The sequence below is a fragment of the Peredibacter starrii genome (assembly GCF_034259205.1).
Taxonomy (GTDB): Bacteria; Bdellovibrionota; Bacteriovoracia; order Bacteriovoracales; family Bacteriovoracaceae; genus Peredibacter; species Peredibacter starrii.
The window spans coordinates 2,816,942-2,840,326 of sequence record NZ_CP139487.1 but is presented as its reverse complement, the minus strand read 5'-3'; the positions used below and the strand labels follow the sequence as shown (position 1 = coordinate 2,840,326).

Annotated in this window: 16 protein-coding genes; 10 read left to right on the top strand and 6 right to left on the bottom strand. The window is 43.9% G+C overall.

Annotated features, from left to right (window positions below; translation table 11 throughout):
• Positions 1-26: 26 nt before the first annotated feature.
• Positions 27-1,271: a dicarboxylate/amino acid:cation symporter gene (locus tag SOO65_RS14180; protein ID WP_321391329.1), complete on the bottom strand. Its 1,245-nt coding sequence runs from the start codon at positions 1,269-1,271 to the stop codon at positions 27-29.
• 72 nt (positions 1,272-1,343) lie between these two features.
• On the bottom strand, positions 1,344-2,999 hold the full coding sequence (locus SOO65_RS14175; RefSeq protein ID WP_321391325.1) for an ATP-binding protein: 1,656 nt from the start codon (positions 2,997-2,999) through the stop codon (positions 1,344-1,346).
• 107 nt (positions 3,000-3,106) lie between these two features.
• On the opposite strand from SOO65_RS14175, the gene SOO65_RS14170 reads away from it, so the two are divergent.
• Positions 3,107-3,721 carry an LON peptidase substrate-binding domain-containing protein gene (locus SOO65_RS14170; protein ID WP_321391322.1) on the top strand — a complete coding sequence of 205 codons (615 nt, stop codon included), beginning with the start codon at positions 3,107-3,109 and terminating at the stop codon, positions 3,719-3,721.
• Positions 3,722-3,906: 185 nt separating this feature from the next.
• Here the strand turns inward: SOO65_RS14170 and SOO65_RS14165 are convergent, their stop codons facing one another.
• A complete protein-coding gene (locus SOO65_RS14165; protein ID WP_321391319.1) occupies positions 3,907-4,989 on the bottom strand; it encodes a hypothetical protein in 1,083 nt (360 codons plus the stop codon).
• A 39-nt stretch (positions 4,990-5,028) separates the two neighbouring features.
• On the opposite strand from SOO65_RS14165, the gene SOO65_RS14160 reads away from it, so the two are divergent.
• A complete protein-coding gene (locus tag SOO65_RS14160) occupies positions 5,029-5,571 on the top strand; it encodes a TrmH family RNA methyltransferase (RefSeq protein WP_321391317.1) in 543 nt (180 codons plus the stop codon).
• Here the strand turns inward: SOO65_RS14160 and SOO65_RS14155 are convergent.
• Positions 5,546-6,493 (bottom strand): COX15/CtaA family protein, encoded by a 948-nt coding sequence (locus SOO65_RS14155; protein ID WP_321391315.1) that lies wholly within the window; start codon positions 6,491-6,493, stop codon positions 5,546-5,548. The two genes, SOO65_RS14160 and SOO65_RS14155, sit on opposite strands and share 26 nt — an antisense overlap.
• Positions 6,494-6,571: 78 nt before the next feature.
• Here SOO65_RS14155 and SOO65_RS14150 point away from each other — a divergent pair, with 78 nt between their 5' ends.
• Complete coding sequence (locus SOO65_RS14150; RefSeq protein ID WP_321391312.1) at positions 6,572-7,141, top strand: manganese efflux pump MntP; 570 nt, start codon at positions 6,572-6,574, stop codon at positions 7,139-7,141.
• The gene (ilvA, locus tag SOO65_RS14145; RefSeq protein ID WP_321391311.1) at positions 7,141-8,361 is read left to right on the top strand and encodes a threonine ammonia-lyase; all 1,221 of its coding nucleotides are present in this window, start codon (positions 7,141-7,143) and stop codon (positions 8,359-8,361) included. Before SOO65_RS14150 ends, ilvA begins: the two co-directional genes overlap by 1 nt.
• A 333-nt stretch (positions 8,362-8,694) precedes the next feature.
• On the opposite strand, the gene SOO65_RS14140 is transcribed toward ilvA, so the two are convergent.
• The gene (locus SOO65_RS14140; protein ID WP_321391308.1) at positions 8,695-10,908 is read right to left on the bottom strand and encodes a gluzincin family metallopeptidase; all 2,214 of its coding nucleotides are present in this window, start codon (positions 10,906-10,908) and stop codon (positions 8,695-8,697) included.
• 145 nt (positions 10,909-11,053) lie between these two features.
• Here SOO65_RS14140 and SOO65_RS14135 point away from each other — a divergent pair, with 145 nt between their 5' ends.
• From SOO65_RS14135 to SOO65_RS14110, 6 genes are all read left to right on the top strand, one after another.
• A complete protein-coding gene (locus tag SOO65_RS14135; protein WP_321391305.1) occupies positions 11,054-14,119 on the top strand; it encodes a hypothetical protein in 3,066 nt (1,021 codons plus the stop codon).
• Position 14,120: 1 nt separating this feature from the next.
• Positions 14,121-17,012: a S8 family peptidase gene (locus SOO65_RS14130; protein ID WP_321391302.1), complete on the top strand. Its 2,892-nt coding sequence runs from the start codon at positions 14,121-14,123 to the stop codon at positions 17,010-17,012.
• Positions 17,013-17,298: 286 nt separating this feature from the next.
• Positions 17,299-18,426 carry a FliH/SctL family protein gene (locus SOO65_RS14125; RefSeq protein WP_321391298.1) on the top strand — a complete coding sequence of 376 codons (1,128 nt, stop codon included), beginning with the start codon at positions 17,299-17,301 and terminating at the stop codon, positions 18,424-18,426.
• Between the two features lie 52 nt (positions 18,427-18,478).
• Positions 18,479-19,594: a hypothetical protein gene (locus SOO65_RS14120; RefSeq protein WP_321391296.1), complete on the top strand. Its 1,116-nt coding sequence runs from the start codon at positions 18,479-18,481 to the stop codon at positions 19,592-19,594.
• A gap of 131 nt (positions 19,595-19,725) precedes the next feature.
• Positions 19,726-20,877 (top strand): catalase family protein, encoded by a 1,152-nt coding sequence (locus SOO65_RS14115; protein ID WP_321391294.1) that lies wholly within the window; start codon positions 19,726-19,728, stop codon positions 20,875-20,877.
• A gap of 6 nt (positions 20,878-20,883) precedes the next feature.
• Positions 20,884-22,710 (top strand): GMC family oxidoreductase, encoded by a 1,827-nt coding sequence (locus SOO65_RS14110; RefSeq protein WP_321391291.1) that lies wholly within the window; start codon positions 20,884-20,886, stop codon positions 22,708-22,710.
• Here SOO65_RS14110 and SOO65_RS14105 read toward each other — a convergent pair whose 3' ends face one another.
• Complete coding sequence (locus SOO65_RS14105) at positions 22,711-23,355, bottom strand: hypothetical protein (RefSeq protein WP_321391289.1); 645 nt, start codon at positions 23,353-23,355, stop codon at positions 22,711-22,713.
• Positions 23,356-23,385 lie beyond the last annotated feature (30 nt).

Here is a 23,385-nt window from a genome sequence, read left to right as displayed (position 1 = left end):
ACAGAATAGGGGGCTTTGCCCCCATCTTAAGAATAGTACACTTCCTCATCTAACTGATTCTCGGCCTTCGCAACGACACAACTAACGACCGCATCACCAGTCACATTCACCGCCGTCCTTACCATATCTAGTAAACGATCTACCCCAATGATAAGTCCGATTCCTTCTACAGGAAGACCGACCTGCTTAAACACCATGGCGAGCATGACAAGGCCAACACCTGGTACACCGGCAGTTCCAATTGATGCTAGAGTCGCTGTAAGAATGACCATCATATATTGCTGAAAGCCTAAATCGATATTGTAAACCTGTGCCACGAATACCGTTGCCACACCTTGCATGATGGCCGTTCCATCCATATTGATGGTTGCACCCAACGGAACTGTGAATGAAGCGACAGAGTTATGAACCCCAAGTTTTTTCTCAGTCACTTCCAAGTTCACTGGAATGGTGGCATTAGAACTTGCTGTTGAAAAAGCGAAAATCATCACCTCACTAAACTTCTTAAAGAACTTAAGAGGATTTAACTTTCCTAGTATTTTCAAGATAGATCCATAAACGACTGTCAAATGAAGGATGAGAACAAAAAGCACGACAAAAAAGTATTTTGCCATTGGAAGAATGGCCCCGAAACCCTGGGACGCAAAGACCTTGGTTAATAGACAGAAAACACCATATGGGGCGAGTTCAATCAGGAGCATCACCATCTTCATAATGATTTCATTCAAATCGGTGAAGATTGAGAGGACTCTTTTTCCTGACGCTCCCGAAAGGGAAGTCCCTAGACCGAAAAGAAGGGCGAAAACAATAATCTGTAACATGTCCCCATTGGCCATGGACTGGATGGGATTTGAAGGAAAAATATTTGAGATCACATCTATGAGAGGAGGTGATTCTTTTGAGGCAAAGTCCACTGGTGAGGAAATCACAAAACCCTCTCCTGGTCCTACTAAATAAGCGCAGAGCAAGGCCAAAGAAATAGCGAGGGCAGTAGTAGCGACATAAAGGAAAAAGGTCCTTGAACCCAGGCGACCAAGTTTTTTGATGTCATCCATAGATCCCGCGCCGGTCACCAGGGAAACAAAAACCATAGGTACTACCAGAAGCTTCAAAGATGCGAGGAAGATTCTTCCTCCGATTTCAATGACTCCACCAATAAAGAATTCTTGGATCCATCCTGTGAAAGAGAAGTAGTTGATCACGCTTCCCAGGGCGATCCCTAGAATCATGCCAATTAAAATTTTATACGTCAGTTTTGACGTGGATTTCATTGAGGCCATCATCCCCCCGGTATTTAAGTTGATTCTATAATTGAATCTTTTCTGCAGGGAAGGGTCAAGTAATTAGCGTTTTATGCGCATGACGAAGGTCGTGAAAGGAGAGTTCTCATCCAGAAGAAGGGTTCCTTGATGTTGGATCATGATGTTTTTAGAAATGCTAAGGCCCAGACCGGTCCCTTTATTAATGGGCTTGGTGGTGAAAAATGGTTCCATGATTTTGTCGCGAATCTCTCGAGGAACCCCATTTCCGGAATCCTGCACTTTGATGTCGAAGTATTCTTCGTTCTGGGTCAGTTCAATTTTCACCCAGCGGCGATTTGGACCCGCAAGAGCAGCATCAAAAGCATTGTTCATAAGATTCATCAGAACCTGTGAGAGCTGAATTTCCTGGCCCACGATTCTGATAGATGAATCATAAGGGACAATTTCAAGTTCAACATTCTCATCACGAAAACGTTGTCTTGAGATTTCAATACATGGCTCGAGGATGTGTTGAAATTCGAATGGGAGAAATGGATCGTTCTCTCCATTTCTTGCAAGTCCCTTGAGACTTTTAATAATGCGAGAAATGCGGCCCACGGTTTTTTGAATCTTGCTGTTATATTCAAGGAGGCGAGTGACCTCGGTCTCTGAACGAGAGGCAATCTTTTCGATCTGATCAGAAGACCCCTGAATGATAGCGAGTGGATTATTGATTTCGTGAGCGATACCTGCGGCCATTTCTCCAAGGGAGACAAGTTTTGCCGTATAGTGAGATTGCGCTTCTTGAGCACGAAGATTTTTTCTCGCTTCAACAAGTTCATCCATTGGTACCGAAACAATGACGGCCCCACCGATGGGCTCCAGAATCTTTTTAATACTCACGACAAAAGTCTTTGGTTCGCCGTTGAATTCAATTTTAAGTTCCGAGATGGCGGTCTCTTTTGAACTCAGCATGAATGACTGAACAAAACGCACAAACTCTGATTCTGGATGAAGAAAGCCCACCGTTTTTCCGACGATACTTCCTTCCTGATAAAAGTTTTTTCCGAAGTCGTTGATTGCCTGATAGACGAGATTTTTATCAATGAAACTTACAAATCCAGGGACTGCATTGATGAGGCCTTTGAATTTATCTCTCTCAAGAGCATTCGAAATTTCATTGGAGATGGAGTCTTTCAAATACTGATGAGAAATTTTGATTTGATAGAGATAGAAAATCGTAAAAAAAACAAAGAGCGCACCAAGAATTAAGGCCTCTCCCTCACTGAAGAAAAAAAAATCAATCACAGGGGTAAGGGTGATAGGAAATAAAAAGAAAATGTAACCCTTGGGTGAAGCAGAAAATGTTGCGACTCCACCTGAGCACTGTCCTGCAAGCTGCATAAGAAGAAATAATGAGTGAACGGACAGAAGCCCATAAAAGTGATGAACGCAGACGAACATCAAACCCCATCCAAGACCAATTCCCATTGAACAAAGGTAGTAAGCGAGTCGTGCTTCATCTGAAGGCACATCATCAGGAGGAAATTTTTTGAATGCGAGTGCACGCAATGCCCAGGAAACAGTGATCAATAAATAGGGAAGAGCAGTAAGCTTATTGGCCGCATGCATTTGGTGACAGATGAAATAACTAAGGACGCACAAAATAATGTGCGTAATCGGTGTTATTCGATTACGGATAGCGACTTCGTTCCAAAGTCTGATTTTGATGATTTTCCTTAAAGATTGCGCCTGCATGCAATGGTTATCGGTAACCCACTCTTGAGATTGATGAGCTCGCCCTTGAAGATTGGTATTTCAAGTGTATCTTTAGGTTGTGTACATAATAGGGATAAATATAATTTATGGACAACAAAGTTTTTCTCTTCCCACTCACGAATTCCGTACTGTTTAAGAAGGTTACTCTTCCATATCATATCTTTGAGCCTCGCTACCGCCAGATGATTAAAGACTCGCTGGCCATGCAAATCCCAATCGCAATTGTGCCGTTTCATCCTTCGAATCAATACCGTGGGGAAATTTGCGTCGCGGGATTACCGCATATTCTTTCTACCTATCCGGATGGCCGAATGGACATCTACATCACAGGTTCAGTGAAGTGCCGATTAACTGACTTTGAAGCGGAAGACCCTTACAAGATTTACTATTACAAAATCATGGAAGAGGACATCTCGATTGATGATACCTTTGATATCGAGCTCGAAAGTTTAAGAACTCTTCTTGAACGTTGGGCAATTCATTTCTTGCCGGATCCGGTACAAAGAGAAAGCTTCTCAAATACGTTGGAAGATCCCGAGCTGCTCGTTAATTACTGTGCTGTATTTCTGGTTGATGACTGGAATGTGAAGAAGCTAGTGATGGAGGCGGATGATTTAAAAGAGAAGATCAGAGTTCTCTTGCAGGTGATCGGCCCAAAAGAAATTTCCCTTGGGCCTTTCATGCCTATTCTAAGATTCTAATTATTTTTTCTTAGCTAGTTTACCAGCAGCGATCTTCTCTTGAATTTTCGCTTTTTTCTTAGCTTGACCTTTACGGCGTAGCATTTTTACAGCTTTGCTTTTACGTCCGAAACCCATAATTCCATCCTTCTAAAAAGTTCTTTGATTGCCATCCATTATTGTTAATGGAGTTTTTATTGTAAAGACTATACTGCAGGTCTTTTGCTGCCGTATTTAGTTTTTAGGCCGGTAATTCCCCACCAAAGGAAGGTTCCGATCCACACGATACAGGCCACAGGATGCAGCATCGCTGCTCCCCATCTTTCCTGAAAGACGATTTTTGTGAAAAAGCGGAAAAGGACCAGCAATACAATGCTCGCCATCGACCAGAATGGGTGAGTGAAGATGCAGAAAATGGGAAAAGACCAAATAAACAATGAAACAAGATAAAGCCAAAGGCCCGTGCGGTCGCCTTTAAGCCATAGCTCTTCCCAGTAAATACGGATTTGGGCCGTCTGAACCTGAATGTCTTCAGGGTAGTAGCGTAAAAGATGTCTTTCTGCGAAGGCCAGGATGTAAGTGCGATTTTCAAGGTCCCATTTTTTGGCCAGAGCTTCTTTCCAGGATGGAAGATTAATCTTGCTGAAATCCATTTCCTGGAAAAACGAAAGCGGCATACCCATCCAACCCTGAGATAGAGAAATCAGAGGATGAGAAATATTGCGACGGATTTTTCTGAAACCAAAGATAGAGGCCAGGGCAAGTGTCGGTGATACCGAAGCAACTGCCTCGCCGAGTACTGAGAGTTTCGCTGTCTGTGGGAGAGCAAAGTATGCCTTCTGCTTTTCTGAAACCAGACGACTCAAAGAAATGAAAGCGTGTTCAGTTGGAACAAGTTCCGCATCTCCAATGATCACTACTTGTCCGCGGATTTTTGGAGCAATCTGTTCGATCATCCAAGGCACAGACTCGCGGCCAATTGGGCGCATAAGGAAACTATGAAGTTCCACGTAAGGAAGTTTTTGATGAAGTTCCTGCCAGGCATTTACGGCCGGATGATGGCCATCAATCAGAATGTGAATTTTAAGCTGACCATTAAGTGAATGGAAATCAGTGAGATTTTTTAACCACGGTTCAAGATAAAATTCCGAACGAGATGTAATCGGGATGATGAGTTCCATTGAGCCGGCATAGCGATCATCAGCGCTCAATTGAGTGCCAACCAAAGCATTCTTCACCAAAGTGTAAATCATGACTACCGTCAGCCCCAGGGCCAGAAGTCCTAACATGTCGTCGCCTTTTTAAATCCGTTTGTATAAGATTATCGTATGAATAAGCGTCAGTACATGCAAAAAAGTTTCGAGCGTCAGCGTCTTTTGAATAGAGTCATGGCAAAGCCAGGACCCTTTCCCTATGTTTTAATTCTGGACCATCTAAAAGTGGATTTTAACATTGGGAAAATCATCCGTTCTGCTGAGGCATTTGGAGCCCATGCGGTCGATGTGGTAGGGACTTCATTTTTTGACCCTATGCCCGCCAAAGGTTGCATGAAACGTGTGCCATGGAACATGCGAAAAACCTTCCATGAAAGTTATGAACACTGGGCCGCTCAAGGTTATACATTTTTTGGTTTTGATGTAGACGCTCCGAAGTCTCTTCACGAGATCACATTGCCTGATAAATCGGCCTTCATTTTAGGTCACGAGGGATTTGGTTTTACTTTTAAGAAAGAAAATTATCCGGCGATTCAGCCAATTAAAATTCCGCAATTTGGACTTGTTGAAAGCCTCAACGTTTCAGTGGCAGCATCAGTTGTGATGTATGAATACGCTCGCAGCCGAAACTTTAGTCGTCCAGAAGGGTCCCTCTAAGATTGAGGGACAGACTGTAAAGTAACCCTAGAGACATTACCCCAAAAAACAAATGAGGTGGCTGAGCATTGGCCGGAAAGCCAAAGTAGTTCAGCGCCACACCTGTGAACACGTTTCCGAGTACACAGAAGAATGCCATCAGAGTCAAAAAGAAGGCCCCACGTTGGAAGCGCTGTCTTTGGAAATAGGCCAAGAGATAAATGAATAGCCCAATGATCACGAGAGAAAACGTTCTGTGAATATAAAACGTTGGCCCAAGGAAATTGATGATGGTTTCAGCTGAAGCTTCCATCGTATCACGCATGAAGTGATCCACTTGCTGGCGCACCTGGGTTCCCATGAGGACTTGGACAAATGTCGAAGCAACGAGAATACGCGTGATGAATAAAGCGCGACGATCGATCTTTTGAACAATGGCCGTATTTTGAAGATCCTCACAATACTTTCTAAGGTAGAGAAGTCCAAAAAGAAGGACCAAGGCCAGGAACATATGGATCGTAATGATAAATGGCTTTAAGTGAGTTGAAACCACTAAAGCACCCACGCCACCTTGAACCAAGATAAGCAGCAGAAGTCCACCGCAGAACCATGGTAAATTCCTTTCGTAATTTTTAACTCGGAAGGATTGGCCAAACAGGGCAACGATCAAAATGCCGAGAATAACACCGAGTAAACGGTTGATATATTCGGTCCAGGTCTTGAACGGATCAAAATCTGCGATGGTTTTTCCCGCAATTTTGTAAACTTCTTTATAATTAGCAGGCAGTTCAGAAATATCCATTGGCGGAACCCATTGTCCAAAACAATGAGGCCAGTCAGGGCAGCCTAGGCCAGAACCGGTGCCGCGGACGACCGCGCCGGCGAGAATAACTAGGTACGTTCCAAGGATGGAAAAAAAGATGAGTCGTTGAAAGCCTTTCATAGGGCCACCATAGCACGTTGATTTTGCTTTTTCATCACTAAGATGATGAAATATTAGTGATTTAAAGGATTTTTACGAATGATTACACTTGAGATACTGCTCCTGGGGCTGGCTTTGGCAATTGATGCTGCGGTGGTGACCTTTGCCATTGGTCTTCTGCAGGTTCATCATTCAAAACCAGAGAGACTAAAACGCGGACTTTTAGTGACCGCGGCCTTTGGCATTTTTCAGTTCCTCATGCTTTGGGCCGGCAGTTTTGCGGGCTATCTGTTCACCTTTTCAAGTTATGGTTATCTTTTCCAATTTGTCGTTGCGACGATCTTCTTCCTGATCGCTTTTAAATTTGTTCAGGAGAGTTTGAACGAAGAGGACCGCGAATTAGAGTGGGGCCTCATGCCCATTATTCTTTTAGGTTTTGCAACTTCAATTGATGCTCTGGTTTCTGGAGTTAGTTTCGGAACACTTCCGCATCCATACATGGCCGCACTCACAGTTGGAATTGTGACTTTTCTTGTGTGTGGATTGTTTTATCTAATCTCACAATTTTTTCAAAAAATTCCGGACAAATGGTTACTCCGTTTTGCAGGACTTATTTTTATTATTCTAGGAGTGGAAATCGTTCTGGCGATTTTCTATAAGAGGGCCTAATGAAGATTGACTTTAAAGAGTTTAAAGAAGCTTATAAAACGTTGGGTAAAATCATTCATCCAACACCGTTGATCTATAACGAGTGGCTTTCAAAGCAATACGGTTGCGAGATCTTCTTAAAGCTTGAGAACATGCTTCCCATCGGTTCTTTCAAGATGAGAGGAGCGACAAATAAAATTTCTTCTCTGACTGCTAAAGAAAAAAAGCAAGGTGTGCTGGCAGTGAGTGCAGGTAACCACGCTCAAGGTGTGGCATGGGCCGCAGCTCGGTTTGGTGTGAAAGCAACAATCATTATGCCGGAAGGGTCTCCTCTGACAAAAATCAGAAACACGGAAACTCTTGGTGCGAAAGTGATTCTTGCCGGAGCAAGTATTGAGGACTCTTTTGCTTACGCTCAGGAGCTGATGAAGAAGACTCCCATGGCCTTTGTTCACCCATATGAGGATCCAAAAGTAATTGCGGGCCAGGGAACTGTGGCCTTTGAACTTTTAGAGCAAATTCCTGATATGGATTATATTTTCTCGTCAATTGGTGGCGGTGGTCTGGTTTCAGGCATGGGGCAGGTACTTAAAGGCAGTAAGTCGAAAACGAAAGTGATCGCAGGCCAGGCAACTGGTTGTAGCGCTATGGTGGACTCACTTAATTCGGGAAAAATTAAGCAGATCGATAAGGCCGAAACCTTCGCAGATGGCATTCGCGTGAAGAGAGTTTCACCGGACATGTATAAACTTTTAAAAGAAGTTGTTACTTCTACTCACTCAGTTGATGATGAGAAGCTAGCGTGGGCGATTCTTCAATTAATGGAGAAGGCACGAGTGATTGCAGAAGGCGCAGGGGCGCTTCCTCTGGCGCTCTTTGATCAGCTTCATAAAAAAGATCCGAAGAAATTTAAAAACAAAAAAGTGGTGCTCGTTATTTGCGGCGGTAATATCGATGTGAATCTTCTTGAGAGAATTATTGATCGGGGTCTGATTGAATCAAATCGTAAGGTTCGAATTGCAGTTCCGATTGCAGACAGACCGGGACTTCTGCACCAGCTTACCGGCATTATCAAAAATGTGGGAGCGAACGTGCTTCAAGTGGTCCATGACCGAGATTCGGTGAATACCGGGATTTCGGGAACTAACGTGATTTTCACTCTTGAGACCAAAGGGAAGGAGCATCTGGAACAACTTCTGAAAGAAATGAAGAAAGATTTCCCTCAGTGCCAGATCATTTAAAGACTAAATAGCCGTAATTTGATGGGGGATATAGATTTTCTTTATATCCCTATCGAAATTTTCAATTTTATTCGTCACAGATTTCAGTCCATAATCGTCTTTCTTAATATGGGGAGTAGCTCACTTCAGAACGAAGTTTTCTAGGTCGTCAGCACGGGGTAACCCCGGCCGGAAAATAACGAGCAAGACCATACAAACTAAGACGAGGAGGATTCTATGTCTTATTTTATGGTGTTATTGATGTCTCTTTCACTTGTTTCTTGCGCTAGTTATTCACACAAATCAGTTAATACAGATAAGCAAGAACCGATTGTCTTTGACGGTCAGTCCATATCATTCCGATAGGGACTGACAGGCCTCTTCAAACTGGGCCTTCTTCACACGCATTCCATCTGAATAAATGTAGGCCTGCTCTTTCATGAGTTTTTCAACGAACTCATTAATGGCCTTCATTTCATTCAGGGCGATTCTTGGATCCATCTGAACACGGTCTTTTAAATTTGAGATTTCTTCGTGGTGACGGGCAGATTCTTTTTCAAAATCAGAGAACAATTCCTTACGCTGTTTTTCGTAAGCAGCGACTTTATCAATTCCTAACTGAACATACTTCTTCTTAAACTCACGCATGATTTGTTGTCTCTGCTTATCGTTCAGCTGAGGCAGGGCCTTGACCAGACCTTCTGGAGTCGGTGCGGCCTTATCAGTTAGAAGCGATTCACAATACTTTTTAAGATCTGCTTTCTTAATGTCATGATCAAACACGCGGAATGAATCGCGGCAATCTTCCACGACATCTTTAGTGAGTTCCTCGGTGTCTTTTTTGTTACGCTCGTAAAGCTCTTCACGTTGTTTGTCTTGGGTATTCTTAACTTCTTTTGAAAGTTTGCCCTTACGAATGTCTTCCAGAATCTCAGCGCCATCGTTTTGGTCGCGGGCAATTTGCCAGTTTAGGGCCTCTTCTGCTTTTAGAAGGTTAGGGCGAGCGTTTTGTAGCACACCTTCCACCTGGGCGAGTTTTCTGAACAACTCTTTTAAGTCGAGACACATTTTCTTCTGTGGATCGGCCATGTCCAGGATCTTCGCCAAACTGTGAAATTCAACGAGCTTCTGGTTAAGAGGAATAAGTTCTTCCACACAGCGGTTCTTCTTTGCGTCTTCAATTTGAAATTCTGTTTCGAGAATATACTTTTGAATATTCGCGAGCACTTCGGAGTTCTCAAGTTGGAACTTTTTATGAAGGGCCATGTTCGCCAAGGCCGAATCAATACTTAACTCCAGGCCTTTTGAAATTTTTGAACTGTCTTCATAAACTTTCATCGCCAAAGAAAACTCGCGTAAGAGTTCGTTCTGTTTCATTTCTTTTAACTCACCAGTTGCCCATTTATAAAGAAAGGAAACGGCAGTGGTCACACCACTAATTGCAAGGTTGGCGACACTGGCACCCAGAACAGCACCGGCCGCACTGTACGTGGCCATTTTGAAAAGGTGGTTTGGATCGGCCATCTTCTCGGCGACTGCCAGACCTCGGTCAGTTTGCTCTTTTGCGAGAGCTCGCCATTCCTGAGATTCTTTTTCCGTCATTGCTCTCCAGGCCTGTGATTCCTGCAGGGCCTCACCGGCTCGCTTGTCAGCGACATTGGTGAGATTGGCGATATTTTTATTGGCCTCGGCCAGTTGAGTATTGGTGTCTGCGTGATTGTTATTAAAGTTACCGATCTGAGTATTGATCGTGCCGTTTAGGTTTCCGATTTGCGTATTGGTGTTGGCCCAATTGGTATTAGCATTACCAATTTGAATGTTGGTATTGCCCCAGTTGGCGTTTACTCCAGAGAGATTTGTATTAACTGCACCGACGTTAGCGTTAATGGCCGTGAGTTGAGTGTTGGCGTTACTGAGCTCGTTTTGAATTCCACTTAAATCCAGACCAGAAAGAAGACCAGAGTTTCCTCCTGTGCCAGTATTACCTGAACGACAGAGAAGAAGACACATTGGATTCCCTGCGCACTTGGTACAATCGGTTTGGGCGTAGGCCTCATTAATAAAAGGATTTAGAAGTTTAAAGACAGGGGAGTGAGACACTGATCCCGTGAGCTTATGATATTTTCGGTGAAGGAGTTCCACTTCCAGGGCCACTACACGGCCATAAGTTGGACGGAAGAAGCCCGATGAAACTTTGATCTTTGATTTATTGAAAGACACAAACACTACCACCTGACGGTTGATGTCCTGGCGATATCCTTCAAAACGATGGGCACCTTCAATGCTCTTTTCTTGAAGACCCACGAGCTTAAATTCTTTTGAAAGGAACTCACGAACTGCATCCGGAGTCTTGGGTCCTTCAAAATGAAGTTCAGTATTTGTAATCTGAGCAACGGTATAACGAGAGTAAGGGGTGTAGATTTTGCGCTCAAAGCTCTCAATAGTATTCCCACCTTTTGAGCCCTTCATGACCACATTCCAGTTCTTCAACAAGGGATCATCGATGAGACCAGCAAAAGTCAGCGTCGGGAGAAGCATTAAAAACAACAGGATAATTGAGTTTTTCATAGTCTCCTTGTCGGGTACTCAAGAAAAAAACTTGAATGCAAGGCCACTGTCTAAACTTTTGACGGCCAGTAACCTTCTTACACGCAACCTTCTGCGGAGTTAGGCCAACACCTATACTGCTCATAATCTTATTAAAGGATAGCTTATGAAGCGTTTGGCGCTGCTCTTAGTTCTCTTATGGTCGGCCTGGGTCTTTGCTCAGGACAAGGGAACCATTCCTGATCGATACATGAACGATCCGGCAGTGGATCTCACTCGCCATGGAAAACTCCTGATGCCAGACGAGGTCCATAAGCTTCGTGAAGACTCCAAAGGTCGCTTTGATATTTCTACATTAAATCCAGAGGAGAGTTCTGATCTCTGGAAAGATACTTTTGTAAAATCGCTTCCGCTAGATAAGAACCCTGTGATTGATATGGATGAAGTGAGCTATCACTCACCAGTGCTTTCACCATCAGGTATTTTCCGATTCAACATTACGAATGGGGGAGACGGAAAGCTCTATACGATGATGCTTTCTAAGAACGTGCACTCGGTACTTCTTGCGAAGAGTTTACTTCGTAAAATTGGTTATCAGATTCCGGACATTAAATACCTTCCAAGAGTCATCATTAAGTTTAAGAATGAGGCAGATAAGAAAGGCTTCACTTCTTACTTAGAAAACGTGGCCTTTGCTGGTGCTGCTAAAAACTGGGTGATTGAAGAGTTAGAAGACAATAAACTTCTTCTTCAAGATCTGGTGATCATGGATTCAAACCACACTATCTATAACCTCGCGGTTGGTGTGACGTCAGACATGATTCAAAGCCGTCGTCTCTTATCATCTCTGGCGGTTCCGCTTTCGATTGTTAACCTGACTGAAAGTGTGAATATGCTTCGTTGGAACGTAGGGGTAAAAGACGGTAACGGGATTGCGCTTTTCCATGATCAACTTCCAGAGTTCCAGTGTACTTGGGACGACGCTCGTTGGATTTCTCGTCGTATCGAAAAACTTACTCGCGAAGATTGGAAAGAGATCGTTGATTCAACTCATATTCCTAAAGCGGTTCAGATGATTCTGGTAGAGAAGCTTATCTCTCGCCGTAACTCGGCGATGAAGCTTTTTAAAGTGGACGCAGATGAACTTAAAGTTGATTCAAATATCTCTAATGGTGTGGAGCTGGTGAACGGAAAACTCACTCAACAAAACTGGCCAGGATACGCCAGCCGTTTTGCATATGGTGACCCTGATTCTCCACTTGCTGATTCTGAAATGCGCTCGTTTTTGAAGTCCCGTGGGATTTCAACACTTCTGGACCTGGTAGTTGCTCAGATTAACCAACTTCCATTCCTAGGCACAGACATTCAAAAAATTAATAACGAAAAGTTCCAGGAACAAGTCAATAAAGTCATCGCCGATTCAGTCGGAAAGCAGCTTCCTGAAGAGCTTCCACTTAAAAGTTGGATATTCCCAACTTTCCGTGGCCAGTTGATTCTTTCGCGAAATCTCGTAACTGGTACTTATCTTGGTACTGATAACCTGGTTCAACTGGTGGACACTGTCGGTGTTGCCGTTGGTGCCGGTGCTTTCGTGGGTGTTATGGGTCTTCCGACTCCGCTTAATGCTTACGCCAGTGGTGAAGCTCTCATGATGAGAACTTATGCTCACCTTCGTCCGGTAACGAGTATTCAGAAGTCGCTCAAATACCCATTTAAGAACATCATGATTCCGCTGGTTCAGCGTGATTATGGCCAGAAACTTCACAGTGCTGCCACGATTGCTCTTGACCCAAATGCCTCTGAAGAAACTCGTGTGGCCAAGATCGAAGAGGCCCTGAAGCCATTTAAAGATTCAATGGATGTGGGGGAGTCGATCCTTATCACTGACTCACTTGCGACCTATGCCGGTGCTAAAGTTGGCGCGGGTTATGAGAAGTTCATCACCGCTTCGGTGGCTCTTTCTCCAGGGCATCAGGTTGTTTCACGCTTCCATGTTCATAGAAAAACGGCCGATACTTTCCAAATCTACCGCGATCTAGGAAATGTTGGTTCGTTTGGTCTGAGCTTCACGCTTGATTCACTTATTCCAGTTCTGGATGTGAGCTATAAGAAATCGGCGGGTCACGCTCGTGTGAAATTCTACCAGTTAAATCTGAACGCTAAAAATCCGGATGTGATTAAAAACGCTTCACTTCTTCGTCGTGCAATCGTGTCTTCATCAACTCGTGACATTGAAGAAGATGAAAAGGGCAAGCCTTTCATCTTAAAGCACAACTTTAAAGAGCAGTCTCCTCAGATGAAGCTCTTTTTCTGGCAGTGGCAGTGGTTGAATTCTTCAACCAATATTTCAGTCACGAATCCAAAGGGTGATGAGCGATTCTTCCGTCGTCAGTACCACGGTATTACGAAAGGGAAAAACTATCAGTCTTATGTGAATCAGTTGATCTCTCACTGGGTAAATCTGATTTTTGAAAGAAAGGCGGGATTATCAGAGGGTGGTAGTAACCCTGGTTACTCTTATAAAGGTTCTGGGGAAACAAGATACCTGACTCTTGATGAAGAGCTGACCCAAACTGGTAAGAAGATTGAGCCATTCGTTAAGCTCTCTCGCATCTACAACGGTTGGAGTATTGACCGTAAGAAGGCCGAGAAGATTCTTGATGATATGAAACAGCGTTACCGATTCGACTTTTTCAATGCTCCGGTGTTGAACGATACTCGTCGCATCTTTATGTACAACATCTCGCTTAATATCTTCTTCTATAAGAACGGTATCGAGACGCTTCTTTCAATGAAGGATGATCAGATTAAGCAGATCTTCCGCGAGAATATGCAGCAGAAGAATCTCATGATTAATCCTGCGACGGTTGAAGATGCGGATACAGGTGTTGATAAGTTTATCCGCTTCCTGACCCGTTTTAGAAAGTATGAAGAGAAGGGTGATTCAGTTAAGGCCAATAAATATCTCTTGAAGGCCCTGTCTCAAGCGGAACTGAAAGTAAACCTCAAGGGCATGATTGCTCTCATGGGTGGGGAAGAAAACATTTATATGAATTCAAGAATTGATGGATTCCGGGAGGGTGATGAAGATGGTGATAAGGCCATTGTATCGAACTCTCTAGGTGAATTTGGTTCTTCAAATATTCTGGGCCCAGTGGTTCAGGTACAACGCCAGTCTGAGATGATTGAAGGTGAATTCTTCATCTACTGGATGATGACGAGGTTGATCTAATATGAAAAAATTATTATACGCCTTCCTCCTCACATCATTTGCTGCGCAAGCGGTGATCATCCCAGTGGATAAATCAGAGCGTCTGGTTGAAGACGAACTCTTTGCCTATCAATGGGGCCTTGTGAACCAGGGACAGACCCTGATTCGTGAGAAAGACGATATTCATAATTTACCGATGCAAGGCGTGGCCAATAAGGACATTGGCTATCGATCGCTGATTAATAATAAATTCAGCAATCGACCAATCGTTGCCGTTCTGGACTCAGGCGTGGATCTCACCCATCCGGAACTTCAAGGGAATCTTTGGAAGAACGAAGCAGAATGCGGAAAGGATCCAAAGGTAGATAACGATGGTAACAAGCTAGCGGGTGACTGCCACGGATGGAACTTTACTGAGGCCATGGACTCTGATGAGGCCAAGGACCCAAGTGACATTGATGGACACGGCACACACATTGCCGGGATCATCGCTGCCGCTAACAATGGTCTCGGTATGGTTGGGGTGGTTCCGAATGCTCTGATTATGCCAGTGAAGGTCATGAAGGACTCTGACTCAGACTCTCAGGTCTCGAGTGCTGAATCTTTTGCCAGAGGGATCATCTACGCTGTTGATAACGGCGCGGACGTCATCAACATGAGTCTTGGATGGCCACGTTCGATGGAAACGAAGACCCTTCGTGATGCCGTTAACTATGCTCTTTCCCAAGGAGTGGTGATCGTAGCAGCGGCAGGAAATAACAATTCCGCAGAACCACTTTTCCCGTGTGCTTATGATGGTGTTGTTTGTATTGCGGCCTCAACGATTAATGGTGATTATGCCGGTTTCTCAAACTACGGTGGTCACGTTGATGGTGTGGCCCCAGGGGAGAGTATCTTAGGACTTAATCCTCTGTTCTTAGAGCCAGATTTTTTCGCGGTTCCTGGCTATGAACTTCGTTCAGGAACTTCTCAGGCGGCCCCGTTTGTCGCAGGTCTTGTGGCAGCGTTGAAGGCGCGCAATAAAGAGATCAAGATTGATGAAGTCTTCGCACGTATCTATCAGGCCGAGCCGAACCCGGATAAGAAAAAGTATACCGCCGGTGGTGACATCACTTGGGACATTGTTAATCAAGAAGTGACTTCTTCAGTGGTTCGTCCGATTTTAAAAAGAATTCGTCAGATTACTTTCCGCGTGGGAAGTTCTGATACGAAGGTCGCAATTCCGGTTCGTAATTTTGGTGTGCTTAGTAATGAAGTCATTGTGAGAGTTGAGAGTCTTTCAAAATCAATTTCAATTGATTCAGAAACTCAAACGATTCCAAGTCTTCGCCAGGGTGAGTTTAAAGATCTTCTTTTCAATGTGAAGCTTAATGACTTCTCACTAGAGAGTAGTGTGGACATTAAGATCACGATTGAAACCAATGGAGAGAAGCGCTCGTTTCTAAATGAGATCCCTGTTGCTCGTGACGTAACTCAAGAAGCGAAGTTTAAGAAGAGCACATTTGCTTTCCTGGATAAACCACTTCCGGTTGGTGCAATTCGAAATGGAGAGATCAATTCTCTTCTCTCAACTGTTGAATCTGTTATTCAATCAGACAAGCATGAGTTCTTCATGCGTCGTATTCTCTCTGGTGATACAAAGAAGCTTGAGCTGACTCTCTTTAGTCGCAAGGGTGATAAATATGTTCAGGCCCCAAATCTTATTTTGGTGAACGATGCTCTGAACCTAGTGAACTTTATCCGTGTAGATTTAAACCTTGATGGTAAGGAAGACTATCTCGTTCACACGCTTGCTGAGAAAGATGGAAAACGCTTTTTTGTGTTTTCATTCTATAATGAAGAACTAAAACCTCTTTGGCCGTCATTTCAAGATGTAAAACTTAACCTGGACCTTTTCCTCGCGAGTATGAATGATCTTTCATTCATTAAGTTAAATCACGGGACCCTTGGTAAAATCCTGGTTCCGGCCTTCTTCACTGAAGGACAATTACCATTAGTTGATCAGGTTCTGACTTCTTGGGACAAACAAGATATGACTCGTAAGAACCGTCTTTATTATCTTGAACCAATGAGTGATTCGACTTTAAGAGTCCGCTCTCTTACGACAAAAGTTTGGGAAGAAGCACTCAAAACTGAACTTAAGAGTAAGTGGTTTGATACAGTTGAAGTTGAACAAATCATGCCGACATCTAAAACTGATGCTGAAAAAGGTCAAATTAGAGCGTTAGTATCGGTAGGTCTTGGAACAAAACGTCAGCTCTTCATTCACTCATTTGTTGTGGGATCAAATACTCATGGAGCTAAACTTCCACAACTGGTCCTTGAACCAGAATCAGTAGATCCGCTTTTAACCGTGGATGCTAATGGTCTTTCGGTTAATGGTGAAGTGTTCTTTAATATCTATGACCGCACAAGGGCCAAACTAGTGGCGACTCGTGGAGAGTCTCAGGTGAATGAATTTATCTTCAAGCACGAAACTGAGTCAGATCTTATCGCAGGTCACATCGCGAGCTTTGAGAAAGGTCAGAATCGTTTTACCGTTTTCCAAAGCCGTGAAGAGCTTATTGCTGTGACCACTGGGAATATCTCAAAACGCACGACACGACCAAAACTTCGTTACAGTTTCTTGTCTCAGAAGTTTTTATCGGAAATGTATTTTCCGGTGACTTATAAGAGAAATGGAACTTTGAGTCCGGCCCTTTATGTGGACTCAACTGCGATGACTGGGAACAGGATTTATCTTTTTGAAGAACAGAATGGAGAGTTGGTGGCGAGTGTCAGAAACTCAATCGTTGTTCCTTCAAACTGTAAGGCCTTAAACCCGGTTTATTCCGCACATAGTGGAACCCATGAGTTTGTATTCCTTTGTTTGGAAGACAACGCCTGGGTGATTAGAAACTACGAAATGAATTGATCATTATATAGAGAGATAACAATTCTTCTGGGGCCACTCTGTCTGAGTGGCCTCTTCATTTCTGACAGTCTCAAACATCAGTGCCAAGGTGTCTCTTTCAGAGGGGCCAGAGCGCATCTTGCGTGGCGTTAATAATATGGTTTTAGAGTCATACTGATCCCAAAAAAGTTGGCAAGCATTTTGCTTTTGTATTTTCCATACACTCATAAGCAGGAAGCTCATCGAGATGTTTAAGTTTCTTAAACATAGGTGCGCTTTATCGCATTTTTTAAAAGGGGAAGAGAAAATGAAACTACAGAAGGGATTAGCTACTCTTGCAACTCTCTCGCTTCTAGGACTCTCTGTTGCTTGTAATGACAGCGGAGATGGTGATGATAAATATGCTCAAGGTCTGACTGATGGTAAGGCCCAAGGATATAAAGAAGGATATGACGTTGGTTATGACGATGGTTATGCTGACGGGGACGCCGCTGGTTATGAGCGTGCAAAAACATACTTCGCTTCAGCTGATTACTTAAAAGGTTTCGCTGACGGTAAAGTTGAAGGAACAAATCTTGGCTATGCTCAAGGTTACAACGTAGGTAAGCAAGACGGTAAAACTGAAGGATACAACACTGGATACAATGTTGGGTACTCTGACGGTGATGCTGATGGATACGATCGTGGTTATGACCACGGTTACGATGATGGATACGATGCAAACACTGGAACAGGTGCTTATAACTCTGGTTATGCTGCCGGACAAGCTTCTGCTCAAACAACTGCTTATAACAATGGGTATGCTGACGGTAATGCCGATGGATATGAGTTAGGCTACGACGACGGTGCGGCCGATGGATACGATGTTGGCTACGATGCTGGTTGGGACGATGGCTGGGACGTTGGTTACGATGATGGATACTACGGACTATCTGTTGGTAAAACGAAGAAGCTAAAAGGTTATGCCAACGTTCTTTCGATGTTCCACAACGACCTTATCGACTACTCAAAGATCTCTGCTCCTAAACAAACGAAGCGTGGTCTTGTAGCTAACGGAAAACTGTTGTTCTCTGAAACTTCAGTGACGAACAAAGATACTTTAAAGCGTGCTGCAGCTGTTGAGCAGTACCTTGTAGTAGAGATGGCAAAACAAGTTAAAGGTAAATTTGGTCTATCAGCTGAGCGTTCTTTGAAAGTTGCAAAAGCTGCTAACCACTTCAGAAAGTATTCTTCTAACCGTGCGCTAACTGCTGAAGATACTAACGCTTACGCTACAGAGATCATGGGTTCTAACTTCGCTCAGATCACTAAGGCCTACGAGAGTGGTATGAAGGGTGACCTTAGCAGCTTCAACTCGGTCATGGAGAAAGCAGCTGCGAAGAACGAAACTTCTCCAGAAAAAATGGCGGAAATCGTAACTAAGCTCTTCATCTAATAACAACTAAACATGGGGCGCCTTCGGGCGGCCTTTTTTTTGGGCCAACAAAATGAAAAAACTAATCACTCAACTACTACCGCTCTCACTCTTGGTTCTGATGGTTGCTTGCGGAGAAAGTCCGGAAAATAAATACAACAAAGGTTTTGAAGAAGGTCGCGCTCAAGGTAAGACCGAAGGATATGAAGTTGGTTATGACGAAGGTCAGGCAGCTGGAGACACTGCTGGATATGAACGCGCAAAAGCTTATTTTGAATCTGCTGGTTATGACGAAGGAAAAATCGACGGAGGCAAAGTTGGTTATTCACAAGGTTATACGAGTGGTTACAACGTAGGTTATAAGGAAACACAACCGACTGCTTACAGTACTGGTTACTCCCAAGGTAAAATTGACGGCGATGCTGACGGTTATGACCGAGGTTATGATAGTGGGTATGATGATGGGGAAGACGCTCGTTATACTGCTGAATACAATCGTGGTTACAGCTCAGGCGTAAACACGAGTCAGTACACTTATTATAACCGTGGCTATTCTGATGGTAAGACTGATGGCTATGAAGAAGGTTATTCTGATGGTGAGTACGATGGTTATGACATTGGCTACACTGATGGATACGATGACGGTTACGATGTTGGTTATGGAGACGGTGAGTGGGATGCGTTTTCTATCGGAAAATCGAAAAAGCTTAAAGGCTATGCAAACCTGATCTCAATGGCCCACAACGATATTATCGATTACACAAAAATTAAAATGCCTAAATCAACTCGTAAGGGTCTCGTGGCAGATGGTAAAATTCTTTTCTCAGAGTCTTCATTAACAAATAAAGATACGATGAAGAGACAGGCCGTTGCTGAACAGTATCTCGTGATGGAGATGGCAAAACAAGTTAAGGGAAAGTTTGGGCTTTCGGCGGATCGTTCTTTGAAAATTGCCAAGGCCGCTAACCATTTTAGAAAGTACTCAGCGAAACGTGCTCTTACTTCTGAAGATACGAATGCTTACGCCTCTGAAATCATCGGTAGTGACTTCCGTGCGATTGAGAAGGCAGTGGATGAGGCCCGCCATGGTGACCTATCTAAATTTTCAAGCGTCATGGAAAAAGCGGCCGAAAAGAACGGAACTTCTCCGGAAAATATCACGCTCCTTATTACTAAGTTCTTTATCTAATTCCTCAAAGGACCTGGAAGTACAAGCTTCTGGGTCCTTTTCCAATAAAACCACTCCGGTATTTCGGCATTTTCTGCAAAGTTGACCCCATTCCTGGCCCAATTATCCTATTAGGAGAATGGGGGGAATCCATGAATAAAAAATTAGTCTTAGCTGTAGGGTCACTATCGACTCTGGCGGTTCTTGTTAGCTGTAGTCACGTCAATAAACGTGAGGTTGCGTCGGTAGACAGTAACGGCAAAAAGCTTGGTGTAGAGGTCGTTCCTCCAACTGAAGAAGCTGCGACAAAAGAGGTCCTTGCTCTTGTAAAGGCATCTTATAATAAGCCTCAACCAGGTAACAGCTACGCTCTTCGTATCATTCATGGAAAGCAGCACGGATGTGTTCGTGGTGAATTCAAAATTAATTCTGATATTCCTGAAAAATATCGCTTCGGTGTTTTTGCTGAACCAGGTTCAACGTTCCCAGCTTGGGCACGTCTATCGAACGGTTCAGGTAAAAAACAACACGATAGTATGCCAGATGCTCGCGGACTTGCGATTAAGCTCATGGAAGTAAAAGGTGCCAAGCTCGCTGATGAGAAGGGAACACAAGATCTTCTTTTCCAAAGTAAGCCGGTTTTCTTTGCTTCAGATGTTCAGGCCTATGTGAAATTTATGAAATTCACGGCCAAAGGCGGAGCAGGTGGAGTTGGTGATTTAATCAAATCAACGAACCTTATGGATCCAAAAGATCGTAAGGGAATTCAGATTCTTGCGACCGGATCAGCTGACCATATTAAAAATCCTCTGACTGCTGAATACTTCAGCGCTCTTCCGCAAAGACTTGGTTCTCATCAAGCAATGAAAATGAAGGCCTATCCTTGTCCTCCTAAAAATGGACCAGAGGCGGGATTAAAAGATCAGATGAAAAAAGACTATCTTAATATGATCATGACTGAACACCTGGCATCGAGTGACGCCTGTGTGGAAGTTGCGATCCAGTTACAAACTGATGCAGAGAAAATGCCAATTGAAGACGCTACTGTAGCTTGGGACCCGGCCCTTTCTCCTTTCGTTCCAGTTGCTCAACTTATTATTCCAAAGCAGTCTTTCAGCTCTGAAAAACGTCAGGATTTCTGCGAGCACCTCGCGTTTAATCCTTGGCACTCAATTGAGGCCCACCGTCCGATTGGTGGACTTAACCGCGTTCGTAAACTTGTTTATGAACACAGTCAGCATTTTCGTCACGATCTAAATAACCAACGCCGCTCTGAACCGCAGGCGAATGAATCATACGAGTGAGGAATCATGGAAGACGACAAAAAGAAAGTTAACCGACGTGATTTTATTTCTGCAGGAGCAGGTGCACTCGCAGGTGCAGGCTTCTTCGGTGTTCTCCAGAACGGACAAGATGGTAAGCAGGAAGATCCAGGTCGTGAACCTGCATCATCTCCGCGTGGTCCAGATCCAAGAAACATCGCCAATAATTTCAAACAACTTAAAAAACACTATCCAGTAGTCATCATTGGTTCTGGTTACGGTGGTTCGGTACTTGCGGCCCGTTTATCGGCGCAGGGAAAGCAGGTTTGTGTTCTTGAACGCGGACGTGAGTGGCATCCGGGCATGTTTCCAAAAGACGGTGGGGATCTTTCGAAAGTTGCTTTCAATAAGATGAATCCAAAAGGTCTGGTTGATTCAAACATTCATAAAAAAAGTAATGTGGATATCATCTGTGCTTCGGGTCTTGGTGGTACGTCACTATTAAATGCTGCCATCGCTTCTCGACCAGAAGCTCTGGTGTGGCAACAAAAAGACTGGCCGAAAGAAATTCGTGAAGACTTCGCTAACGGTAAGATCACGAACTATATGAACAAGGCCCAGAGAGTTCTTGCTTCAACTCATCATCCGGATGCGATGAAAGTAAGAAAGACCCAGCTTCATAAGCAAATGGGTGAGGAACTTGGTGTTCCGGTAAAAGAACTACTTCTTAACGTTAATCATACTTTTGATAAGCAGAAAAATGATTACGGAGTGGTTCAGAATGCTTGTACCATGTGTGGTGACTGCTGCTCGGGTTGTAACGTCGGTTCAAAGAACGTTCTAACTGTGAACTACCTTCCGCTTGCTCGTTCTCAAGGCGCAGAAATCTACACTATGATGGACGTGAGTTACGTTGAGAAAACGAAAGAAGGTAAATACGTTATTCACTATGTGAATAAAGAAAATAAAGAAATTGAAGGCGTGATTACAGCTGACGTTCTTATCATGGCCGCGGGCTCAATGGGTACGACTCAAATCATGATGAGATCTCGCTTCAAGGGACTTCGTCTTTCTGAAGCTCTTGGCTCTCGTTTCTCAGCAAACGGTGACATCATGGGTTTCAGCTACAACGGGCTGACTCAAACTGATATCCTTGGTCACGGTCTGAATAAGCGTGCTGGTTCAACCAGTGGGCAGGCCATCATGGTTTATGCTGATTACCGCAAAGACAACTACGATCCAAAAAATGTTGATCTAATGGAGCGCTACCTTCTTTTGGACGGTACAGTTCCAAGTGCTTTGGGACCAATGGTTTCTAAGGCCTTCGCTGCCTGGGCACTCGCTAACTCAAGCAAGTTCTCTGACGAGCAGATGAAGAAAGTTCGAAAGGATCTTTTTGATACGGCCGAGCCGGATGTTGATGGTGCGATTAATAATTCACTCATCTTCTTTGCTTGCGGACACGATTCATCAAATGGTCGTTACCGTCTGGATGATTATGAAGATCGCGTTCACGTAGTTTGGCCGAACGTGATTAATGAAAAAGGTTTCCAAACGATTAACCGTGAGATGGCCAAGTATGCTAAAGCTCATGGAGGGATCTATGTACCAAATCCTCGTATGACAGTATTCGGTCACCGTATGATGGCGACTCACCCGTTAGGTGGTTGTCCAATGGGTGATGATGCTCAGACAGGTGTGGTAGATCACAACGGTCGCGTGTTCACAGAAGACGGCAAGATCCATAAAGGTTTCTTCGTGGTTGATGCTTCTATCCTTCCGCGCTCACTTGGCGCGACTCCGCTTCTAACAGTTTCAGCTCTCGCTGAAAGAATTGCGGATCACATCATCGCTGATCACACTCTCGGAATTTAATTATCTCTGGCCCATGTCTTTGGATGTGGGCCAGTTTCTTCCTAAATAGCTCATCGGTTCATCCAGCCATCTTACTTCGAGTCTTCCTACTTCAATGGTGATCCAGTTCTTCTTCGAAAAGCACTTAATGAGTTCCAAGGCATTCTTCAATTGCATCAGTGAGCTATAATCATCCATCCTGGAATATGTGCCTTTTTCATGTTTCTGCTGATTAAAGAGGACATATTGAATGGTATTTCTCGTTTCCTTCAATGTTTTAAGGACATGCAGATGATATCTCTCAGTTTGAACCTTCCCGAGTTTCAGACCTTTCGCAAAAGTAATCGTAAGAGACCTCATTCCTCTTGTGAGAATTTCATTCGACACCGCTTCAACAATGAGATGAATATGATTACTTTGCATCGAATAGTGCAGGATTCTAAGCCCGTGTGACCTGGAATTGATTATTGCCCTTTTCAAGAGACGAAGAGTGGTCTTATTTTTGATGTTGGTTCGGTACTTGAAATTAATATGCAGGGGAGTCTTATGGCTGACCTTCTCTCGCTCCCGATGAGCAACACCTTTGGAGTGAACGCGTTTTCTTCCAGAGCCTCTTCTACGACCTCCATATCTGCCCTTATCAAGATTCAGTTTTAATTGTCCCATGTATGCTCCTTTTGAAAGGGGCATATGTAA